We start from the raw sequence: 20,633 nt of genomic DNA, 5'->3' as shown, positions 1-20,633 counted from the left end.
CGGGTCACCCGGCGCGCTGCAGCACCACTTCGAGCACGAAGCGCGAGCCGGCATACCCCAGCAGCAGGAAGCCGGCCCCCAGGTACAGCATGCGGATGGCCACCCGGCCGCGCCAGCCCAGGCGCCAGCGCCCCAGCAGCAACACGCCCATGGTCAGCCAGGCCAGCACCGAGAACGCGGTCTTGTGATTCCACACCCAGCGCTGGTTGATCAGCTCGGAGAACCACCCGCCCACCACGAGCGTGGCGGTGAGCAGCACGAAGCCCGCGGCCACGAAGCGGAAGGTCAGGCGCTCCAGGGTCAGCAGCGGCATGGTGGTCTCGCCGGTGGTGCCCATGCGCATGGCCTTGTCGGCACGCTGCATCAGCCAGGCGTGGACGACGGCGGCAGCGATCAGGCCGTAGGAGGCGATGCCCAGCGCCCAGTGCAGTGGCATCCAGCTGGACGACAGGGCGTGGTACTGCGCGCCCGGGAAAAACAGCGCCAGCAGCACAGCCAGGGTGCCCAGCACCGCCAGCGTCCAGCGGGCCTTGAGCTGGGGGTACATGCGGCTCTCGATCAGGTAGACCGTGAGCACCAGCCAGGCCGTCACCGAGAGCGCGGGGGCGAATCCGAAGCGGGCTGGCGTTTCCAGCAGGGCGGTGCCGAGCACGAACAGGTGCAGCACCCAGGCAGTGGCCAGCACGCCCCGGGTCTGCTTTTCCGTCAACCTGGGATGCGCCCATGCCAGAAAGGCGTACGCCAGCGCCGCGACCGCCGACAGCAGCGCTGCGGGCGGGTTGGAGGTGAGGGCGGGCAGGAAGGTCATGAGGGTAATGGCGGCCGGTGACCGATGGGCGGGCGGCTAAAATCGCCTTCGGAGTTTAAAGCGTCTTGGCCGTGCGAACCGCCGGTTCCGCCACGCGACCGGACCCTGGCGTCACACCGCCATCACCCCCACTTCCACACCGCACCATGGCCTCAGCCCTTTCCGACCGCCTGTCACGCATCGTCAAGGAAATGCGGGGCCAGGCCCGCATCACCGAGAGCAACGTCACCGACATGCTGCGCGAGGTGCGCATGGCCTTGCTGGAGGCCGACGTGGCCCTGCCGGTGGTGCGCGACTTCATCGCCCGCGTGAGGGAAAAAGCCTTGGGCCAGGACGTGGTGGGTTCGCTCACCCCCGGCCAGGTGCTGGTCAGCGTGGTCAACCGCGAACTGGCGGCCACCATGGGCGATGGGGTGTCGGACATCAACCTTGCGGCCCAGCCGCCGGCGGTGATCCTGATGGCCGGCCTGCAGGGCGCGGGCAAGACCACGACCACCGCCAAGCTGGCCAAGCACCTGATCGAGAAGCGCAAGAAGAAGGTGCTGACCGTCTCGGGCGACGTCTACCGCCCGGCCGCCATCGAACAGCTCAAGACCGTGACGGCGCAGGCCGGGGCCGAGTGGTTCCCGAGTTCGCCCGACCAGAAACCGCTGGACATTGCGCGCGCCGCGCTGGACTACGCGAAGAAGCACTACGTGGATGTGCTGCTGGTGGATACCGCAGGGCGCTTGGCCATTGACGAAGCGCTGATGCGCGAGATCCAGGAACTGCACGGCGCGCTCAACCCGGTCGAAACCCTGTTCGTGGTCGATGCCATGCAGGGCCAGGACGCGGTCAACACCGCCAAGGCCTTCAAGGAAGCGCTGCCGCTGACCGGCATCATCCTGACCAAAATGGACGGCGACTCGCGCGGTGGTGCTGCGCTGTCGGTGCGCCAGGTCACGGGCGCGCCGATCAAGTTCGCCGGTGTGTCCGAAAAGATCGACGGCCTGGAGGTGTTCGACGCCGAGCGCCACGCCGGCCGTATCCTGGGCATGGGCGACATCGTGGCCCTGGTCGAGCAGGTCACCGCCGGTGTGGACATGGCGGCCGCGCAGAAGCTGGCCGCCAAAGTCAAGAGCGGCGAGGGCTTCGACCTCAACGACTTCCTCGACCAGCTGCGACAGATGAAGCAGATGGGCGGCCTGTCCAGCCTGATGGACAAGCTGCCCGGCAACCTGGCCGCCAAGGCCAGCGAGGCCGACCTCAGCCGTGCCGAGAAGGACATCAAGCGCAAGGAAGGCATCATCTGCAGCATGACGCTGGCCGAGCGCCGCAAGCCCGAGATCATCAAGGCCACGCGCAAGCGCCGCATCGCTGCCGGTGCCGGCGTGCACGTCCAGGAAGTCAACCGCCTGCTCAAGGAGTTCGAGCAGATGCAGGGCATGATGAAGAAGATGAAGGGCGGCGGGCTGATGAAGATGATGAAGCGCATGGGCGGCATGAAAGGCATGCCCAAGCTGCCCGGCATGGGTTGACCGAAGTCAAGCAGATCACGCGCTCCCCCGCCCATACTCGCGTCCCATGTGGACGGCCCTGAACCTGTTGATCGCGGTGCTTTGTGTGGCGGTGGCGCTGTGGCTGCGGCCCTGGCGCATGCTTCGCGGCCCCCTGTTCACGCCCGCGCTGGCGTCCCTGGCGCTGCTGCCCTGGTTGTGGCTGCTGCCGCAGAAGATGCCGCAGGGCCTGCAGGTGCAGCTCTCGGGCGCCTGCCTGCTGGTGCTGATGCTCGGCTGGCCGCTGGCGGTGCTGGTGTTGGCCGGTATCGCGGTGGTGGTCTGGGCCGTGGGGCAGGCGGCGCCGCTGGCGGTGCTGCAGCAGTGGGTCTGGATCGGGCTGGTGCCGGCGACGCTGGCGCTGGGCATCGGGGCGGTGCTGCGCCGCTGGCTGCCCCCCAACCCGTTTGTCTACACCCTGGGGCGTGCGTTCGTGGGCACCGCCGCCGCGGTGTTTCTCTCCGGTCTGTTGTTCGAGGGGCTGCAGTGGCTGGCCGATGAGCCCGCCCGCGACCAGTCCCTGGTGGCGCGCTGGCTGATGGCATGGGGCGACGCCTTTCTGACCGGCATGTTCGGCGCCATCTTCGTGGCCTTCGTGCCGCAGTGGCTGGCGACCTGGTCGGACCAGCGCTACCTGCAACCGCCCAAATCATGAAAAAAGCCGCCCGTGCGGGGCGGCTTGGGGTGTTCGCGGGCGAGTGGTTTACGCGGCCTTGAGCGCCAGGCGGCTGGCATGGCGCCAGGCGCGGCGCAGCACGGCAGGCGACCACGACTCTTCGGGGATCAGCAGCGCGCCGCGGTTGCGCACCCAGGTGCCTAGGCCCACATGGCCGGTCAGCACCGTGACGGGCACCGACAGCAGCAGCGGCAGGGCCACCGGCAGCAGCCAGGGCAGGGCGTCGGGGTTGATCAGGCTGGCCAGCGCCAGCAGCGAGGCGACCGCCAGCGACACCGGCGCCAGGCGAGCCAGGGCATCGCCCCAGGCCACGCCCACGGCTTCCCGCGGCGGCGACTTCCACTCCAGCTTGATGCCGGTGATGGCCACCACGACAAAGATGGAGTGACCCACCATACGGATCGGGGCCAGCAGCACGGCCATCACGCTTTCCAGCACGGCGCTGCCCAGCAGCAGACCGGTGCCGCCGTAGCTGCGCTGCTCGCCCTTGAGCAGCACGGCCAGCACCCCCAGCACGCGCGGCAGGAACAGCAGGCACAGGGTCCAGGCCCAGAGGCCGCCGGCCTTGCCGGGCATCGCCTGCCAGGCGTCGGGCAGGCTGGGACCGGAGACCAGCATGGCCATGCCCAGCAGCAGGAAGGCCAGCCACATCGGGGCCGAGAGGTAGGACATGGTGCCGATGGCGAACATGGCGCGGTGCACGCGGTGCAGGCCGGGTTCGGCGATCAGGCGCGCGTTCTGCAGATTGCCCTGGCACCAGCGGCGGTCGCGCTGCAGCTCGGACAGCAGGTCGGGCGGCTGCTGCTCGTAGCTGCCTGTGAGGTCGGAAACCAGCCAGACGTGGTAGCCGGCGCGGCGCATCAGGGCGGCCTCTACGAAATCGTGGCTCATGATGCCGCCGGCCATGCCGCCCGTGCCCTTGATCGGCGCGAGCGCGCAGTGCTGCATGAAGGGCTCGATGCGGATGATGGCGTTGTGGCCCCAGTAGTGCGACTCGCCGAGCTGCCAGAACTGCATGCCCAGGGTGAACAGGCGGCCGGTCACACGGCTGGCGAACTGCTGGGCGCGGGCGTGCAGGGTCTGGTGGCCGATGGCCTGGGTGGCGGTCTGGATGATGCCGGCGTCGGGGTGGGCTTCCATCAGCTTGACCAGCGAGGTCAGGCAGTTGCCGCTCATCACGCTGTCGGCGTCCAGCACCACCATGTAGCGGTAGTCCTTGCCCCAGCGGCGGCAGAAGTCGGCCACGTTGCCGGCCTTGCGGTGGGTGCGGCGCTTGCGCAGGCGGTAATAGACCTCCACGGCCGGCTGGCCGGGCTGCGACACCAGGGCGGCGCGCAGCTGCTCCCAGGCCTCGCGCTCGGCGCCGATGATCGAGGCGTCGTTGCTGTCGGACAGCACAAAGACGTCGAACTGGCGCGCGTGGCCGGTGGATGCCAGCGACTCGCAGGTGGCGCGCAGGCCGGCGAACACGGTGGCCACGTCCTCGTTGCAGATCGGCATGATGATCGCGGTGCGCGCCTCGGGGTTCATCGCGTGGTCGCGCACAGAGGCCGCCGAGATCGAGTGCCGGTCGCCGAACAGCATCACCCAGGCGCCCATCAGCGCGGTGACGAAGCCGGTCACCACCCAGACGGAGAGCACCACGAACAGAACGGTGTACAGGCCCTGCAGCCAGGGCGTGCTGCCCGGTGGATGGGCGGCGCTGAACAGCACCGCGGCCAGCACCGTGCTCACCACCGTCAGCAGCAGGAAGGCCAGGCGGCGGCGTTCGGCAGCGCGTTGCCATTCGGCCATGGGCACGACGGTGCGGGGCTCGCGGGGCGGCAGCAGGCGGCTGGCCGTGGCCAGCGCGCCTGTACCCAGGCTGTTCCAGAAACCGCGCCAGGGCCGGGGTGCCATGGAACCGCGGTTGAGCGGCGGTGCGGTCACCGCGTTGGGGTGGCGCTCTTCGCGCAACAGGCTGCGGGCGTGCAGGGGCGCGCTCACTCGGGCAAGACGGCGTGTGTCCATGTTTCGCTCAGGGTGTTGTTCTGGTGTTGGAGGAAGACGCGCAGCTCGACCGGACGGGCCGGGTCGAGCCGCTCGACGCGCAGGGTGACGCGCCAGCCGCGCTGGGTGGGGTTGGGGTAGGCCAGGGCTTCGACGATGCGGCCGTTGGCATCGGCGCTGGCGACGGCGCGCACGGCGGCATCGGCCGGCAGGGCCTCGAGCGCCGGGCCGGCGAAGTCGAGCACGAACTGCGGCTGGCGCTGCTGTTCGCCGGCGCTCAGCTTGGTGTAGCCGTAGCCGCGGCGCGACTGCACCACCCAGGCACCGGGCGGGGTCTGCTGGGCATCGCCCTGCCAGGACAGTTCGTAGGCGAAGTCCAGCGGCTGGCCGGGCTCCGGCAGCGTGGCCGGCACCCAGTAGGCGACGATGTTGTCGTGGGTCTCGTCGGGCGTGCGCAACTGCACCAGCTCGACACGGCCCGCGCCCCAGTCGCCCAGCGGGCGCACCCAGGCGCTGGGCCGGCGCTCGTAGCGGGCCTCGATGTCCTCGTAGCTGGCGAAGCGCCGGTCCCGCTGCATCAGGCCGAAGCCGCGCGGCTGGCGCATGGTGAAGCTGCTGACCGAGATCTGGGCGGGGTTCTGCAGCGGGCGCCACAGCCACTCGCCGTCGCCGGTGTGCATCATGAGACCGTCGGAGTCGTGCACCTCGGGGCGGAAGTCGTTCGCGTTGGGCTGGTTCTCGCCGTGCAGGAACATGCTGGTCAGCGGCGCCAGGCCCAGGGTGTTCACCGGACTGGCGCCCACGCGCAGGAACAGCCGGGAGGTGACGGTCATGGTGGTGCTGGCACCGGGACGGATCACGAAACGGTAGGCGCCGCTGGCGCGCGGCGAGTCCAGCAGGGCCAGCACGGTGACCTCGGTGGCGCCGGGCGCCGGGCGCTGCAGCCAGAAGTCGGTGAAGCGCGGGAATTCCTCGCCCTGGCCGCCCACGGTGTCGATGGCCAGGCCGCGCGCCGACAGACCGTACTGCTGGCCGGCGCCGAGCGCGCGGAAGTAGCTGGCGCCCAGGAACACCACCAGTTCGTCTTTGTAGGCCGGGTTGTTCAGCGGGTAGTGCAGGCGGAAGCCCGCGTGCCCCAGGTCACCCCAGGCCGTCGGGTCGACCGTGTTGCGGCCCATGTTGTAGTCGGCGCTGCGGTAGGGCAGGTCGGTCACGCCCTCGGGCGATAGCTCGTGCAGGCGCACGGCCTGCTTCTGGTACAGGCCCAGGTGAAAGAACTGGGCCTCGAACGGCAGGGACTGGTCGCGCCAGAGCGAGCGCTCGGTGCGGAAGCGGATGTCGCGCATCTGGTCGTAGTCGAGCGCGGCCAGGTCGGCGGGCAGCTTGTCGCCAACCGGTTGAAACGGCACCTGGGCGCGCTGGCGGGCGAGTTCGCCCAGGGCGTTCCAGTCCATGGCATGAACCGCGCTCCAGCCCGCGGCCAGCCACGCAAACAGCAGCGCACCCAGGCCTCGCTGGAGCGCGCGCGAAGAAGAAATACGGGAAATGGTTGACCAAGGCATGCCCTTTAAGGGCAAACCCTATGCCAGGTCAAAAATTCGCAAAAGAATCAACGACTTATCTGCAAAGTCGGTGCAGAGCCACCGCTTCAGGCGGGAAAAGGGCCGTGCACAGGTCCTTTTTGTCGCCGTTCGGCGACAGCGTCAGCCGACGACGGGGAAAAATCTTTATGAATCAAAGCTTTGTGCTTGTCACAAAGCGGCGACAGGGTCTGTTCCGTCGCCACCTTCGGCATCGCTCTTGAACAGGCCAGGCGTCAGCGCGTGTTTCTGCAGCAGTCGGTAGAACTCGGTGCGGTTGCGCTGCGCCAGCCGGGCCGCGTCGGCGACGTTGCCGTCGGTCATCTTCAGCAGGTCGACGAGGTACTCGCGCTCGAAGCGCTGGCGCGCCTCGGCAAAGCTCAGCACCTCGACCGAGGGCGTGCGCAGCGCGCGCTGCACCAGGGCCAGCGAGACCAGCGGCGTGGTCGAGAGTGCGCAGACCTGCTCGACCACGTTGTAGAGCTGGCGCACATTGCCCGGCCAGCTGGCCATGGTCAGGGCCTTGAGCGCCTCGGGCGCAAACCCGGAACTGCGCTTGCCGTACTTGGCGGCCAGCTGTGCGAGGAAGTGGTTGGCCAGCAGGGGGATGTCCTCGCGCCGCTCGGCCAGGGTCGGCAGGTGCAGCGTCACCACGTTGAGGCGGTAGTAGAGGTCTTCGCGGAACTGGCCCTGGGCCATGGCAGTTTCGAGGTCGCGGTGTGTGGCCGAGATGATGCGCACGTCCACCGGGATCGACTGGCTGGAACCCAGCGGGCGCACGGCCTTTTCCTGCAGCACGCGCAGCAGCTTGACCTGCAGCGCCGGCGGCATGTCGCCGATCTCGTCGAGCAGCAGGGTGCCCCCATCGGCCGCCTGGAACAGGCCCTTGTGGTTGGCATGGGCGTCGGTGAAGGCGCCCTTCATGTGGCCGAACAGCTCGGATTCAAGCAGGGCTTCGGGAATCGCGCCGCAGTTCACCGCCACGAAGGGCTTGCGCGCACGCCGGCTGGCGCGGTGGATGGCGCGCGCCATCAGCTCCTTGCCGGTGCCGCTGTCGCCGCGCAGCAGCACGCTGGCGTCGCCCTGCGCCACCAGGCGCGCTTCGGCCAGCAGGTCGGCCATGCGGCTGGAGCGGCTGACGATCTCGGCGCGCCAGGTCTCGTCGGCCGGGCTGGCGGGCAGCGTGGGCGCGCTCAGGGCCAGGGCCTGGGCGATGCGCTCCAGCAGCTCCTTGGCTTCGTAGGGCTTGGTGAGGTAGGTGAACACGCCGCGCCTGGTGGCCTCGACCGCATCGGGGATGGTGCCGTGGGCGGTCAGCAGGATCACCGGCAGCGAGGGGTGGCGGTTGCGGATCTCGTCGAACAGTGCCAGGCCGTCCTTGCCCGGCAGGCGCACGTCGGAAAGCACCAGTTGGGGGCGGTCGATGTCGAGCTGGCTGAGCGCCGCTTCGGCGGACCCGACCGCGGTGACCTGGTAGCCCGCCGCGCCCAGCCGCATGGACAGCAGCCGCAGCATGTCGGCGTCGTCGTCGACGACCAGCAGGCGGGCGCGGGCCGGGCTGGTGGTCATGGCAGCAGACGGTTGCCCCCGGGCGCGGGCACGCGCGGGGTGAGGCTGCGCTCGATCGCGCGCATGGCTTCGAGCCGGTCGTTGAGCACGTCGATGCGGCGCTGCGATTCGCGCAGCTGCTGCGCCAGCCGGTCGGCCTGGTCCTCCAGCCGCCGGGCCTCGTGCAGCCGGCCGGCCAGCAGCCGCGCCAGCGGGCGCAGCTCGATGGCTTCGGGCGCATTGCTGGCGGCCACCCGCTGCAGCAGGCCAAGCGCGCGTGCGGTGTCGACGGGCACGTGGGTCTGCGACAGCACCAGGGCCAGCTGCATCTGCCGTTCGGCCGAGGCGCCGGGCTCTCCGATCTGGGCCTGCTCGGCTGCGAGTTCGCCTGGGCCCATGGTGCGCAGGCGGTCGGCGTAGAGCAGGGCCGCCGCGAGCGGCGAGGTGGCGGCTGGCGGCGTGGCAGGCGCCGTGCCGCGGGAGGCGGCCGCTGGTTCGGGGGGCGGCGGTGGCGGGATGAGCGGCTGCGGGCCTTGTTCGGGTGCGGAACTGGGCAACGGTGGTGGTGGCGGCAGGCCGACCGGAGCTCCGGGTGGGGTGTTGCAGGCGGCGAGCACCAGCGCCAGGCCGAGCACCGGCAGGGCCCTGAGGGGTGTGGCGGTGCGGCGCAGGCGCGTGGGCCGGAGGTCAGGATGCATGGGGAAGTTCGATGCGGAAGTGGGCGCCGGGGCCGTCGGGCAGGAGTTCGATGCGGCCCCCGTGGGCCAGAATGTACTCGTGCACGATGGACAGGCCGATGCCCGTGCCCTTGACCGCGTCGGCGGGCTGTCGTTCGCCGCGGTAGAAGGGTTCGAAGATGCGGCCCCGGTCGTCGGGCGCCACTCCCGGGCCCTGGTCCTGCACGTCGATTTGCACGCGGCCGGCTGCGGTGGCCAGCGCCACGCGGATCTGTCCGCCAAAGGGCGAGAAGCGGATCGCGTTGGACAGCAGGTTGCCGATGGCCGAGGCCATCTTGTCGCGGTCGACCGGCAGCACCACGTCGGGGCCCTCCACCTGCACATCGAGCTGGTGCGACTGCCAGCGCAGGCGCTGGGCCTCGACCTGGCTTTCCACCAGTGCGCGCATGTCGGTGGACTCGCGGCGCAGCTGGCGCGCTTCGAAGGCGGCGGCGTTGAAGCGCAGCAGCGCCTCGATCTGCTGCTGCAGTGCCTGGGTGTTGCCCTGCAGGATGCGCACCACCTCGGCCTGGTCGGGGTTGAGCGAGCCGGCCACGCCGTCGCCCAGCACGGCCACGCCTTCGTGCAGCGAGGCCAGCGGCGTCTTGAGCTCGTGCGAGATGTGGCGCAGAAAGCGCGCCTTGTCGGCGTCCAGCTCGGTCAGGCGCAGCCGCAGCCACTCCAGCTGCTGGCCCACGCTGCGGATGTCGGGCGGGCCGGGCACCTCAATGGGTTCGTCCAGCCGGTTCTCGCCCAGGCCGACGATGGCTTTTTCCAGCCGCCGCAGCGGGCGCGCCAGCCAGATGCCGAAGCCGATGGCCATGGCCACCGCCAGCGTGATCGATCCGCCCACCTGCATCGCCAGCTGCTGGCGGTTGCGCTCGAAGCGCGTCTGCAGCGAGGCGTTGCGGCCGCCGATGATGGCCTGCACCTGCTGGGCGATGGCGGCGCTGTGACCGTCCAGTTCGCGGAAGGCGCGGGCCACCTCGCGCTCACGGTCCAGCGCGGTTTCGGGGGTCCCGTCCAGCAGGGCGGTGACCTCATCGAGCTGCTGGCGCCAGCTGCGCACCAGGTCGGGCGAGACCTCGTTGTCCTGCAGCCGCACCAGGATGTCGCGCGCCTGGCCCGAGGCTTCCTCGAAGCGCTGACGCAGCTGCGCGTCGCGCAGCACCAGCGACTGGCGTGCCGAACGCTCCATGGCCACGCTGCGTTCCGACAGCGACTGCGCCGCTGTGGAGAGCTCGATGGCCTGCGTCGCCCCGTCCCGGCTCTGCGCCATCAGGCTTTCCAGGGTGAACAGCGCGCGCAACGCGCTGGCCCCCAGCAGGGCGCCGATGAGCAGGAACGCCAGCAGCAGCAGCTGCGGGAACGAAAAGCGCAGCCACTTCATGGGTTCAGGCGGGCTCGCGCAGCAGCACCTCGCCACGCAGCGAGTGCGGCAGCGCCTGGGTGATCTTCACGTCGATCATCTGGCCGATCAGGCGAGTGCTGTTCGGGCCGCCGTCGAAGTTGACGATGCGGTTGCACTCGGTGCGGCCCATCAGCTCGGCCGCGTTCTTGCGCGACGGACCTTCGACCAGGATGCGCTGCACCGTGCCTTCGCGGCTGGCGCTGATGCGGCGCACGTTCTCTTCGATCGTGGCCTGCAGGTGCTGCAGGCGCTTGAGCTTGACCTCGTGCGGCGTGTCGTCGGGCAGGTTGGCGGCGGGGGTGCCGGGGCGCGGGCTGAAGATGAAGGAAAAACTGCTGTCGTAGCCGACGTCGGTGATGAGCTTCATCATCTTCTGGAAGTCCTCTTCCGTCTCGCCCGGGAAGCCGACGATGAAGTCGCTGCTCATCGACAGGTCGGGGCGGATCGCGCGCAGCTTGCGGATCGTGCTCTTGTATTCCATGGCGGTGTAGCCGCGCTTCATGGCCATGAGGATGCGGTCCGAGCCGTGCTGCACCGGCAGGTGCAGGTGACTCACCAGCTTGGGTACTTTGGCGTAGGTATCGATCAGGCGCTGGGTGAACTCGTTGGGGTGGCTGGTGGTGTAGCGGATGCGCTCGATGCCGGGGATGTCTGCCACGTACTCGATCAGCATCGCGAAGTCGGCGATCTCATCGGTGTCACCCATCTGGCCGCGGTAGGCGTTGACGTTCTGGCCCAGCAGCGTCACTTCCTTGACGCCCTGGTCGGCCAGGCCGGCCACTTCCACCAGCACGTCCTCGAACGGGCGGCTGACCTCTTCACCGCGGGTGTAGGGCACCACGCAGTAGCTGCAGTACTTGCTGCAGCCTTCCATGATGGACACGAAGGCCGAGGCGCCTTCCACGCGCGCGGGCGGCAGGTGGTCGAACTTCTCGATCTCGGGGAAGCTGATGTCCACCTGCGGCTGGTTCAGCCGGCCGCGCGCCTTGAGCATTTCGGGCAGGCGGTGCAGGGTCTGGGGGCCGAACACCACGTCCACGAAGGGCGCGCGCTTGATGATCTCGGCGCCTTCCTGGCTGGCCACACAGCCGCCCACGCCGATCAGCACGCCCTTTTTCTTCAAGTGCTTGACCCGGCCTAGGTCGGAGAACACCTTCTCCTGAGCCTTCTCGCGCACCGAGCAGGTGTTGAACAGGATCAGGTCTGCCTCTTCGGGGTCCTGGGTTTTCTCGAAGCCCTCGGCGGCACCGAGCACGTCGGCCATCTTGTCCGAGTCGTACTCGTTCATCTGGCAGCCGAAGGTTTTGATAAAGACTTTTTTAGACATATGGCTACCCCCTGCGCCGCTGGCGCGGCTTCCCCCTGGAAGGGGGACCACGCCTGTGGCCCGGCGGAGCCGGTTCCACGGCGTGTGCTGGACAGGGGTCCTGCAGTGGTGGGGTTGGAGGGGTTACTGGCCGGCGCGCTTGCGCTTCTCGGCCGCTTCGGCTTCGGTCAGGATCCAGACCTCGTGGACCATGCCGTGGGACTCGACGGTGTAGTTCACCAGCAGCTCCTTGCCGACGATGGCGCCGGAGAGCACAAGCAGGTTGTCGGGGCCCTTGATGCGGGCGCCAGGTGAGAGCTGGGCAGCCTTGCCGTCCATCGTGATGACCGGCGGCTGGGTCACGACCAGGGTGCCGCGCAAGGCGCTGGCGGGGAAGTTGCGCGGGGCGTTCTGGGCCAGGGCCAGCGAACACAGACCCAGGCCGGCGAGGGCCAGCAGGGCCCGTCGGGAAAGGATAGTCACACAGCGGTTCATGGTGTAGATCCAGAGGCTGAAATCAGGGGTGCCGATTGTCTCATGGGGGCATGCGGTCGGTGGCGGCGCTCCGCCGCCGTCCTTTGTACAGTGCCCTTCTTTCTGTCACTCCGTGGAGAACGCATGGCCCGTCTGCCGCCCCTGCCGCCTGAGACCACGCCCGAACTCAAGCCGCACTTCGACTTCTTTCTTGGCACCCTCGGGTTCACCCCCAACAGCGTGCTGACCATGCAGCGCAAGCCCAAACTGGCCCAGGCGCTGGCGGTGATGAATGCGGCGGTGATGGACCCTGCGGGCGAGGTGGACCTGGGCTTCCGCCGCCTGATCGGGCATGTGGTGAGCAAGGTGTCGGGCTGCCTGTACTGCCAGGCCCACACCCTGCTGGGGGCGAAGAACTTCGGCGTCAGCGAGGCCAAGCTGGCCGACGTCTGGACCTATGCCACCAGCCCCCACTACAGCGACAAAGAGAGGCTGGCGCTGGACTTTGCCCTGGCCGCCGCCGCCCAGCCCAACGCCGTGACCGACGAGCAGTTCGCCGAACTGCAGCGGCACTGGAGCGACGGCGAAATCGTCGAACTGCTGGGGGTGGTGGCGATGTTTGCCTTCCTCAACCGCTGGAACGACACCATGGCCACGCCGCTGGAGGCGGTGCCCGAACAGCTGGCGGTGCAGACCCTGGGCGGACAGGGCTGGTCGGCCGGCAAACACGGCAGCTGAGGTCGCATGGGCGTGCGCGTCGTCTGGTTCAAGCGCGACCTGCGCCTGCACGACCACCTGCCGCTGGCCGAGGCGGCGCGCGCTGGCCCGGTGCTGTGCCTGTATGTGGTGGAACCCGCGCTGTGGGCGCAGCCCGACGCGTCGGCGCGGCAATGGGGCTTCGTGCGCGAAAGCCTGCGCGACCTGCGCCGTGCGCTGGCCGAACGCGACGCACGCCTGCAGGTGGTGGTGGGCGACGTTGTGGCGGTGCTCGACCGCCTGCACGCGCTGCAGCCCATCGAGGCGCTGCACGCCCACGAAGAAACCGGCAACGGCTGGACCTTCGGGCGCGACCGCGCCGTGGCGCGCTGGTGCCGGGCGCACGGCGTGGCCTGGCGCGAGTGGCCGCAGAACGGCGTGGTGCGGGGCCTGCGAGAGCGCGACGGCTGGCAGGCGCGGCGCGACGCCTTCATGGCCGCGCCGGTGGCCGAACCGCCACCGCGCTGGCTGAACGTCGATCTTCCGTGGAACGAGCCGCCGCCGCGCGATGCGCTCGCGGCCGTGCTGACCGATGCCGATGCGCCGCAGCGCCAGCGCGGTGGCCGCACCGAGGGCCTGTTGGCGCTGCAGCGCTTTCTGGCCGAGGGTGGGGCCGACTACCGGCGCGGCATGTCCTCACCCCTGACCGCGCCCGACGCCTGCTCGCGCCTCTCGCCCCACCTGGCCTGGGGCAACCTGAGCGTGCGCGAGGTGGACCAGGCCACGCAGGCGCTGCTGGCCGCAGCGCCCCTGGACCGCGCCCAGCGCCAGGGCCTGCAGGCCTTCCGCAGCCGCCTGGCCTGGCACTGCCACTTCATGCAGAAGCTCGAATCCGAGCCCGAGCTGGAGTGGCGCAACCTGCACCGCGGCTACGACGGCCTGCGCGAAGACGAGTGGTCCGACGAGCGCTTCGCGGCGCTGGTGCAGGGCCGCACCGGCTGGCCGCTGGTGGACGCCTGTGTGGCCATGCTGCGCGAGACCGGCTGGCTGAACTTCCGTATGCGCGCGATGCTGGTCTCGGTCGCCGCCTACCCGCTGTGGCTGCACTGGCGCACCGTCGGCCACTGGCTGGCGCGGCAGTTCGTGGACTACGAACCCGGCATCCACTGGAGCCAGCTGCAGATGCAGAGCGGCACCACCGGCATCAACACCACGCGGGTCTACAACCCGGTCAAGCAGGCGCGCGACCAGGACCCGCAGGGGCACTTCGTGCGACGCTGGCTGCCCGCGATGCGGGCGGTGCCCGACGCCTGGCTGTTCGAGCCCTGGCGCATGCCGGCCGAGACGCAGGCGCGCTGCGGCGTGGTGGTGGGGCGCGACCTGCCGATGCCCGTGGTGGACCTGGACACCGCCCTGCGCGGCGCCAAGGCACGGGTGCACGCGCTGCGCGCCCGCCCCGAGGTGCAGGCGGGCGAGGCGGCGGTGGTCGAACGGCACGCCTCGCGCGCCGGGCGGCGCGAGCAGCCGGCGCGCCGGCGCAGCGCGGCCGAGCGGTCGCAGCAGGAGCTGTTCTGATGGCCGGCGTGCTGATCGCCTGGTTCCGCAACGACCTGCGTCTGCACGACAACCCCGCGCTGCAGCGGGCGATCGCGCGTTGCCATCGCGACGGGCTGTCCCTGCTGCCCGTGGCCTGGCACGGGCCGTCGGCGCCGGGGGCGACGCGCTGGGGCTTTGATCGTGTGGGCCCGCACCGCCAGGCCTTCCGTGCGCAGGCGCTGGCCGGCCTGGGACAGGCGCTGCGCGATAGGGGCAGCGACCTCATGGTGTGCCACGGTGCATTCGCACAGGTGCTGGCCGACCTGGCCCGACAGGTCCGGGCGGTGGGTCTGGTGGCTCAGGCCATCGATGCCCCCGAGGAACAGGCCGAGCTGGCGGCGCTGCGCGCGCAGGGGCTGGACGTGGACGCGGTGGAGCATGGCGGTCTGTTCGACGCCGCGCAGCTGCCCTGGGCGCCGGAGGCCGTGCCCGAGGTGTTCACCGCGTTCCGCCAGGGCGTGGAGCGCCTCGGTCTGAAACCCCCGGCGCCGCTGCCCGTGCCGGCGACCCTGCCGCCCTGGCCGGACAGCGTGCCACGCCCGGCGGTCGCGGTCGCGGACGGCCTCCTGCCCCCGGGCGCCACCGACGGGCGCTCGTCCTTTCCTTACGGTCTGCCGGCCTGGCGGGGCGACGAGGCCGCCGCACGGGAACACCTGGGCCGCTACCTCGCCAGCGACCGGCCTTCCGTTTACAAGGCCACGCGCAACGCGCTGACCGGACGCGACTTCGCCAGCCACTGGTCACCCTGGCTGGCGAACGGGGCCCTTTCGGTGCGGCAGGTGGTGGTCGAGCTGCGCGCCATGGAGGCCGAGCGGGGTGCCAGCGACGGGAGCTATTGGCTCTGGTTCGAGCTGCTCTGGCGCGAGCATTTCCGCTGGATGCTGCGCCGCCATGGCCGTGCGCTCTTTCGGACGCAGGGGCTGCGGCAATCCGCGCCGAGCGCCGCGTACGACGCCGAGGCCTTCGCCCGCTGGTGCGAGGGCCGCACCGGTCTTCCTCTGGTGGACGCGGCGATGCGCGAGCTGCGCCACACGGGCTTCCTGTCGAACCGGTTGCGGCAGATCGTGGCCAGCGCACTGATCCACGAGCTGCGCGGCGACTGGCGGGCGGGGGCGGCCTGGTTCGAAGCCTGTCTGATCGACTTCGATGTGCACAGCAACCAGGGCAACTGGGCCTACATCGCCGGCGTCGGCACCGACCCGCGCGGGGGGCGCCATTTCAATCTCGACAGGCAGACCCGCGAGCACGACCCCGACGGGGACTACCAGCGCCTCTGGGCCGCCGGCGCCGCCGGGTGACTCACTTCCAGCGCAGCGGTTCGATGTGCACGCTGCCCAGCGTGCTGCTGAGTGTGATCGTGCCGTCCTGGATCAGCGCCTGCAGCTGCATGCTGCGTTCGGCCATCGCCGCCAGCGCCGGCGCCGCCTCGGTCGGCAGGCGCCAGACCTGCAGCCTGTCCAGCCGGGTCAGCTTGTTCTCGATGCCTTTCCACCACACATCGGCGGCCGAACTGAAGGCGTAGACGATCACCGCGTCGGCCTGGCTGCAGGCCTTGGACAGCGGCTTGTCCTCGGGCTGGCCGACCTCGATCCACAGGCGCTTGCGGCCGGTGAAGTCGGTCAGCGAGGCGTCCGGGTCGTCCGGGTCCGACAGTCCTGCGCCGAAGGCCAGGGTGCCGTCGCCGCCGCAGGTGTCGTTGAGTTCGTGCGCCTGCAGCGCCAGCGCCACCAGCCGGACCATCATGCGTTCGTCGGTCTCGCTCGGGTGGCGGGCCAGCGTGAGCGCATGGTCGGCGTAGTAGCCGTGGTCGATGTCGGCGATGGACAGGTTCGCCTTGAAGATGGTGGACTTGATGGCCATGGGCATGCGCAGGCCAGTGCCTGGCCGTGTCGGAAGAGCGGGGAGGCCGGCAGTGTAGCCCCGGCCAGGCTCAGAACCCGGTTTCGCGCACCAGCACGGCAAAGGCCTGGCGCAGGTAGGGCAGCACCGGTGCCTCGCTGCGAACACGGATCGTGAGCTGTCCACGCCAGCTGTGCTGCTGCAACGACGCGATGCCGGACGCATCGACGGGTGTGAGCTGCACCCGGTACACGGCCCGCTCGGGCACCATGGTCCGCGCCTGCTCCCGCACCAGCACATGGCCACCCAGCTGGGCCGACAGCTCGGGCCGGGGCAACACCCGGCTGGCGTCGCGGTCGATGCCCTGAACCCGCAAGTGAACGGCGGGGCCGCTGGCCGAGTCGGTGACGAACAGGGCTTCGTCGCCAATGGCGACGCGTTGCACCACTTCCTCCGGCACCCAGGTCTCGACCAGCCAGGGGGAGCCCTCGCGCACCAGCACGCCCAGCCGCTCGCGCTTGCCCAGCCACTGGCCCGCCTGCAGGTCCGGGTCCAGGTCGTGCAGCCGTCCCGCCCACGGCGCGGTCGGGGCGTGCTGCACCAACTCGGTCTGCAAGGCGGCGTATTCGGCCTCGGCGGTCGTCAGCGCCTCCTGCACCACCTGCCACTGCTGGCGTGCGTCGGCGTCGAAGCCGGAGGCGCCCACCTGCAACCGCAGGTTGTCCAGCCGGGCGCGCAGCGCGGCTTCGCGCATGCGCAGCTCGGGCTGCTCCAGCCGCACCAGCACCTCGCCGGCCGGCACCGTGTCGCCGTTCTTCCAGGGCAGGGCTTCCAGGCGGGCCGCGCTGGGCGCGTGCAGCGGCCAGACCTCGGCCGGTCGCAGCAGTCCGCTGACCTGCACGCGTCCGGGCCAGGGCAGCGCCAGCAGCAGCGCCAATCCAGCCAGCAGCGCCAGCAGCCGGGGGCCACGGCCGCCGCGCCGGATGGCGTCGCGGCGGGCCTGCCAGGCCTGCCATTCCGAGCGCAGCGGGCGCAGCACGAACCAGGCCAGTTCGACCGCGAACAGCAGGACGCCCAGCAGCTTGAAGAACAGGTGGTAGACCATCAGGGCAATGCCGACGAACAGCACCAGCCGGTAGAGCCAGGTGGCCCAGGCAAAGGCCAGCAGGGCGCGGTGCCGGCGCGGGCTCAGGTGTTCGGGTGGTTCCTCGCCGAGCGCAAACAGGCGTTCGCGCAAGTGCCAGCGCGCCAGGGCGAAGCTGCGCTCGTGCAGGTTGGGAAAGTCCAGCCAGTCGCACAGGACGAAGTAGCCGTCCATGCGCATGAAGGGGCTGGCGTTGATGGCCAGTGTCGCGACCCAGGAGGTGGTGGCCAGCACGAAGGCCGCCGAGCGCAGCGACCCCTCGGGCAGCAAGGCCCACGCCAGGGTGGCCCAGGCGGCCACCGCCAGTTCGGTGGCAATGCCGGCGGCGGCCACCTGCAGCCGCTGGGTGGGGTTGGTCAGGCGCCAGGCGTCGTTGGTGTCGGTGTAGGCCACCGGCCACATCACCAGGAAGGCCACCCCCATGGTGGGCACCCGGCAGCCGTGGTGCTTGGCGGTGAACGCATGCCCGAGCTCGTGCAGCAGCTTGACGCCGAACAGCGCGACGCCATAGGCCGCCAGGCCCTGCAGGTTGAAGTGGTCGACCAGGGTGGACGTGAACACGTCCCAGTGGCGCATCACCTCGGCCATGCCGAGCAGGCCGGCGGCCAGGGTGAGCCAGAGGAAGAAGGGGGAGGCGACACGGGAGGCCAGCGGCGACCAGCGCCCGAGCCAGGCATCGGGCCGTGCCAGTGGAATGCGGAAGAACAGGTAGTGGTGCAGCAGCCAGCTGACCAGGTTGCCGCGCTGGGCCGCCCGCCGCGCCGCCATCTCGCGCGCCGCGTCCGGGCCGCCGGGCACCGTCAGCTGGTTGCGCACCAGGAAGTCCTCCATCGTCTTCACGTCCTGGTCGTCCAGGTGCAGCGTGGTGTCGGCACAGACCTCCTCGGCGATGCGCTGCGGGCTTGCCAGCGTCCAGCGGCGCAGCATCTCGAAGCTGGGCCAGTCGATGCGGAAGAACAGGTTGCGGGCCGGATCGTGCAGGGTCCAGCTGGGCTGGCCGTCGGCCAGCACCGGACCGGGCAGCAGCGCCAGGTCCTCGCGCAGCAGTGCCAGCGTGCCGCTCACAGGCCCACCGTGCCGCGCAGGCTGGCCAGGGGGCGGCGCATCACCCAGTAGGCCAGCGGACTCCAGCCGCCGTCGATGCGGGCGGTGCCCTTGAGGCCCACGCGCTGATCGGTCGGCTCGCTGATCGTCGCGCGCAGCCGGTAGGCGTAGCTGCCGTCGGGGCGCTGCACCGCGTCGTGGGCCACATAGCGCACGGTCGCCGACACCGGGGAGAGCGGGTTGGCGCTGAGGTAGAGGCGCACGGTGTCGCCTGTCTCCAGCGGGATGGCGTCACCGATCGGCAGCCAGGCCTCGACTTCGCGGTCATCGGGCGCCGCAATCCGCAGGACCCGTTCGCCCGTGGAGACGGGGCGTCCCAACCATTCGGACGGGTCGTCCAGCAGCACCACGCCGGCCTGAGGGGCGGTGACGCGGGCGCGGCCGGCCTGGGCCTGCAGGTACTCCAGCTCGGCCCGCTTCTCGGCGATCTTGCCGGGCAGCAGGGCCAGCTGCATCTTGGACTTCGGGTCGTTCAGGGCCTGCTGCGAGGCCTGGCGGTACTCGGCTTCGGCGGTGGCCAGCACCTGCGCGGCCACCGCCACCCGGCTCTGGATCAGGGCTTCGTCCAGGCCGAACAGCGGCTGGTCGCGCTCCACCTGCTGGTTGGGCTGAACGTGGAACACGTCCAGCACGCCGTCCATCGGTGAGCGCACGGTGACGGGGTGGGCAGGGACCAGCTCGCCCGGGGCCATCACCGTCATGCGGACCGGCATCAGGGGCAGCAACAGCGCCAGCGCAAGCCAGCGAGAGCGCGCCTGGCGCCACCAGGGGCGGGCCGGGTCGTGCCGCAGTTGATGTCTGGCGCGGCGAAACCATCCGCGCCAGCCGGCGGCGGCCGACGGCTGCAGGACGCGCTGGGCGTGTTGCCAGCTGTCGGTCCATTCCGTCAGCAGCTGCAGGTCGGTCTGGGACCAGGCGGCGTCCCGCGCCAGCAGCAGGGCCTCGGCCGGGTGGCCGGACAGTACCGGCAGGGGCAGCCACAGCGCGTGGGCCGGCCACCACTCGGCCCAGTCGGCGGCCAGGTCGGCGGGCAGGCCGGCGGCGGTGACCGTGCCGGCCTGGGTCGGGGTGGTGGCCGCCAGGTGGCGCGCCAGCCGGTCCAGCCATTGCACATATGGGGCGTTGGCTTCGGGTTGCAGTACGCCCGACAGGGCCTTCACGCCAGCGTCGGCGTTCCACAGCGCCGCCTGCCGGAAGGCCACGAGGTGGTGGGTCTCGTTGACCAGCAGGAAGCCCAACTCTTCGATCGAGCCGGCTCTGCGCGCCCGGCGCGATAGGTCCAGCAGCACCGCCAGCGCATGGGCGGTGCTCACCGACGGGTGGTGCGCGTCGGCCATCAGCCGGGTACCTTCGCCGCTGGCGCCGGGCGGTCCGGCGCCGCTGCGCCGTCACGGGACTTGAGTGGCTGACTCCATGACATCTCGCCCCGTGCCTCCCGCCGCAGTTGTTCGCTCAGTCCGGCACGCCCTGCGGGCGCCTGGTCTTTGCCCAGGTGCAGCTTGAACTTGGTGGTGACCGAGTTGCCTCGATCGTCCCGCGCGCTGATCTGGATCTCGAAGTCTTCCGAGACCCCGGGTGGTGGTTTGATCGAGAACGCGCCGGTGCGGGCGTCGAACACGATCCAGTTGGGCAGCGCGTCTCCATTCGTCAGTTGGGCGGACAGTGTGACCGTCGCCTGTGCATCCGAGTGCACGAAGGTGTCGAACGGCAACGAAATGCGCGTCGTCAGTCCCCCCTGCACAAACTGGTCTGTGATCTCCCTGTTGAGGTTGAGGCCCGCTGCGGCGTTTGGATCCACCGGAATCTGGAACCCGGTCGGCTGCGTGCGCAGATCCGTCGGCGAGGTGTTCCAGTCCGGACGAAGCCACGACAGGACATCCAGGACCAGAGGCGACTGGCTGGTCATGCCGGCGTCCGGCAATGCGGAGTTGAAGCGCTGGGGCGCTGACTCGGCGGGTGGCTCCACCGGCTCCGGTGCCATCGCGGGTGCAGGCGCCTGCACCACCGGAGCAGGGGCCGGGGCCGGGGCTGCAGGTGGTACGGGTGGCGGTGCAGGCGGCGTTGACGGTGCTGGCGCCGGGGAAGGAGCGGGTGCTGGCGCAGGCGCGGGCTCGTTGACCGGCGTGACCGTGACCAGCACGGTGACGTTGACGCTGCCGCCGTTGCCATCGGAGACGGTGACGACAAAGGAGTCGTCGCCGGTGAAGTTCT

The 20,633-nt window shown here is 70.4% G+C and carries 17 protein-coding genes; 5 read left to right on the top strand and 12 right to left on the bottom strand.

Annotated elements, in window-relative coordinates; all coding sequences use genetic code 11:
• Positions 1-4: 4 nt before the first annotated feature.
• On the bottom strand, positions 5-808 hold the full coding sequence (locus ACFOPI_RS11990) for a cytochrome C assembly family protein (RefSeq protein WP_382174120.1): 804 nt from the start codon (positions 806-808) through the stop codon (positions 5-7).
• A 146-nt stretch (positions 809-954) separates the two neighbouring features.
• On the opposite strand from ACFOPI_RS11990, the gene ffh reads away from it, so the two are divergent.
• A complete protein-coding gene (ffh, locus tag ACFOPI_RS11985; RefSeq protein ID WP_382174118.1) occupies positions 955-2,325 on the top strand; it encodes a signal recognition particle protein in 1,371 nt (456 codons plus the stop codon).
• A 46-nt stretch (positions 2,326-2,371) separates the two neighbouring features.
• Positions 2,372-2,998, top strand: coding sequence for a hypothetical protein (locus tag ACFOPI_RS11980; protein WP_382174116.1), 627 nt, complete (start codon positions 2,372-2,374; stop codon positions 2,996-2,998).
• 48 nt (positions 2,999-3,046) lie between these two features.
• Here ACFOPI_RS11980 and mdoH read toward each other — a convergent pair whose 3' ends face one another.
• The 7 genes from mdoH to ACFOPI_RS11945 form a co-directional block, all read right to left on the bottom strand.
• Entirely contained in the window at positions 3,047-5,029 is a 1,983-nt protein-coding gene (gene mdoH / locus ACFOPI_RS11975; RefSeq protein ID WP_382174114.1) for a glucans biosynthesis glucosyltransferase MdoH, read from the bottom strand.
• Complete coding sequence (locus tag ACFOPI_RS11970) at positions 5,002-6,570, bottom strand: glucan biosynthesis protein G (protein ID WP_382174112.1); 1,569 nt, start codon at positions 6,568-6,570, stop codon at positions 5,002-5,004. The genes mdoH and ACFOPI_RS11970 overlap by 28 nt, the downstream gene beginning before the upstream one ends.
• A gap of 189 nt (positions 6,571-6,759) precedes the next feature.
• Entirely contained in the window at positions 6,760-8,157 is a 1,398-nt protein-coding gene (locus ACFOPI_RS11965; RefSeq protein WP_382174110.1) for a sigma 54-interacting transcriptional regulator, read from the bottom strand.
• Entirely contained in the window at positions 8,154-8,834 is a 681-nt protein-coding gene (locus tag ACFOPI_RS11960; protein ID WP_382174108.1) for a hypothetical protein, read from the bottom strand. Before ACFOPI_RS11960 ends, ACFOPI_RS11965 begins: the two co-directional genes overlap by 4 nt.
• Positions 8,824-10,242, bottom strand: coding sequence for a HAMP domain-containing sensor histidine kinase (locus ACFOPI_RS11955; protein WP_382174107.1), 1,419 nt, complete (start codon positions 10,240-10,242; stop codon positions 8,824-8,826). Before ACFOPI_RS11955 ends, ACFOPI_RS11960 begins: the two co-directional genes overlap by 11 nt.
• 4 nt (positions 10,243-10,246) lie before the next feature.
• Positions 10,247-11,590 (bottom strand): tRNA (N6-isopentenyl adenosine(37)-C2)-methylthiotransferase MiaB, encoded by a 1,344-nt coding sequence (miaB, locus tag ACFOPI_RS11950; protein ID WP_382174106.1) that lies wholly within the window; start codon positions 11,588-11,590, stop codon positions 10,247-10,249.
• A 123-nt stretch (positions 11,591-11,713) separates the two neighbouring features.
• Complete coding sequence (locus ACFOPI_RS11945) at positions 11,714-12,052, bottom strand: hypothetical protein (RefSeq protein WP_382174104.1); 339 nt, start codon at positions 12,050-12,052, stop codon at positions 11,714-11,716.
• A 135-nt stretch (positions 12,053-12,187) separates the two neighbouring features.
• On the opposite strand from ACFOPI_RS11945, the gene ACFOPI_RS11940 reads away from it, so the two are divergent.
• Genes ACFOPI_RS11940 through ACFOPI_RS11930 form a run of 3 tightly spaced genes read left to right on the top strand, consistent with a single transcriptional unit; the run spans position 12,188 to position 15,633 of the window.
• Positions 12,188-12,781 (top strand): carboxymuconolactone decarboxylase family protein, encoded by a 594-nt coding sequence (locus ACFOPI_RS11940; RefSeq protein WP_382174102.1) that lies wholly within the window; start codon positions 12,188-12,190, stop codon positions 12,779-12,781.
• A gap of 6 nt (positions 12,782-12,787) precedes the next feature.
• The gene (locus tag ACFOPI_RS11935) at positions 12,788-14,314 is read left to right on the top strand and encodes a cryptochrome/deoxyribodipyrimidine photo-lyase family protein (protein ID WP_382174100.1); all 1,527 of its coding nucleotides are present in this window, start codon (positions 12,788-12,790) and stop codon (positions 14,312-14,314) included.
• Positions 14,314-15,633 carry a DASH family cryptochrome gene (locus ACFOPI_RS11930; RefSeq protein WP_382174098.1) on the top strand — a complete coding sequence of 440 codons (1,320 nt, stop codon included), beginning with the start codon at positions 14,314-14,316 and terminating at the stop codon, positions 15,631-15,633. The genes ACFOPI_RS11935 and ACFOPI_RS11930 overlap by 1 nt, the downstream gene beginning before the upstream one ends.
• A gap of 1 nt (position 15,634) precedes the next feature.
• On the opposite strand, the gene ACFOPI_RS11925 is transcribed toward ACFOPI_RS11930, so the two are convergent.
• From ACFOPI_RS11925 to ACFOPI_RS11910, 4 genes are all read right to left on the bottom strand, one after another.
• Positions 15,635-16,195, bottom strand: a complete 561-nt coding sequence (locus ACFOPI_RS11925; protein WP_382174096.1) for a YaeQ family protein — start codon at positions 16,193-16,195, stop codon at positions 15,635-15,637.
• A gap of 70 nt (positions 16,196-16,265) precedes the next feature.
• Entirely contained in the window at positions 16,266-18,383 is a 2,118-nt protein-coding gene (locus ACFOPI_RS11920) for an HlyD family efflux transporter periplasmic adaptor subunit (RefSeq protein ID WP_382174094.1), read from the bottom strand.
• Positions 18,380-19,759: an efflux RND transporter periplasmic adaptor subunit gene (locus ACFOPI_RS11915; RefSeq protein ID WP_382174092.1), complete on the bottom strand. Its 1,380-nt coding sequence runs from the start codon at positions 19,757-19,759 to the stop codon at positions 18,380-18,382. The genes ACFOPI_RS11920 and ACFOPI_RS11915 overlap by 4 nt, the downstream gene beginning before the upstream one ends.
• The coding region (locus ACFOPI_RS11910; protein WP_382174090.1) for a putative Ig domain-containing protein at positions 19,759-20,633 on the bottom strand (875 nt) is incomplete at its 5' end. The genes ACFOPI_RS11910 and ACFOPI_RS11915, both read right to left, overlap by 1 nt.

Origin of the sequence: Hydrogenophaga luteola (assembly GCF_042648585.1) — a bacterium.
Classification (GTDB): Bacteria; Pseudomonadota; Gammaproteobacteria; order Burkholderiales; family Burkholderiaceae_C; genus Hydrogenophaga; species Hydrogenophaga luteola.
The sequence above is the reverse complement of the archived record's forward strand: the minus strand, read 5'-3'. Positions and strand labels throughout refer to the sequence as shown.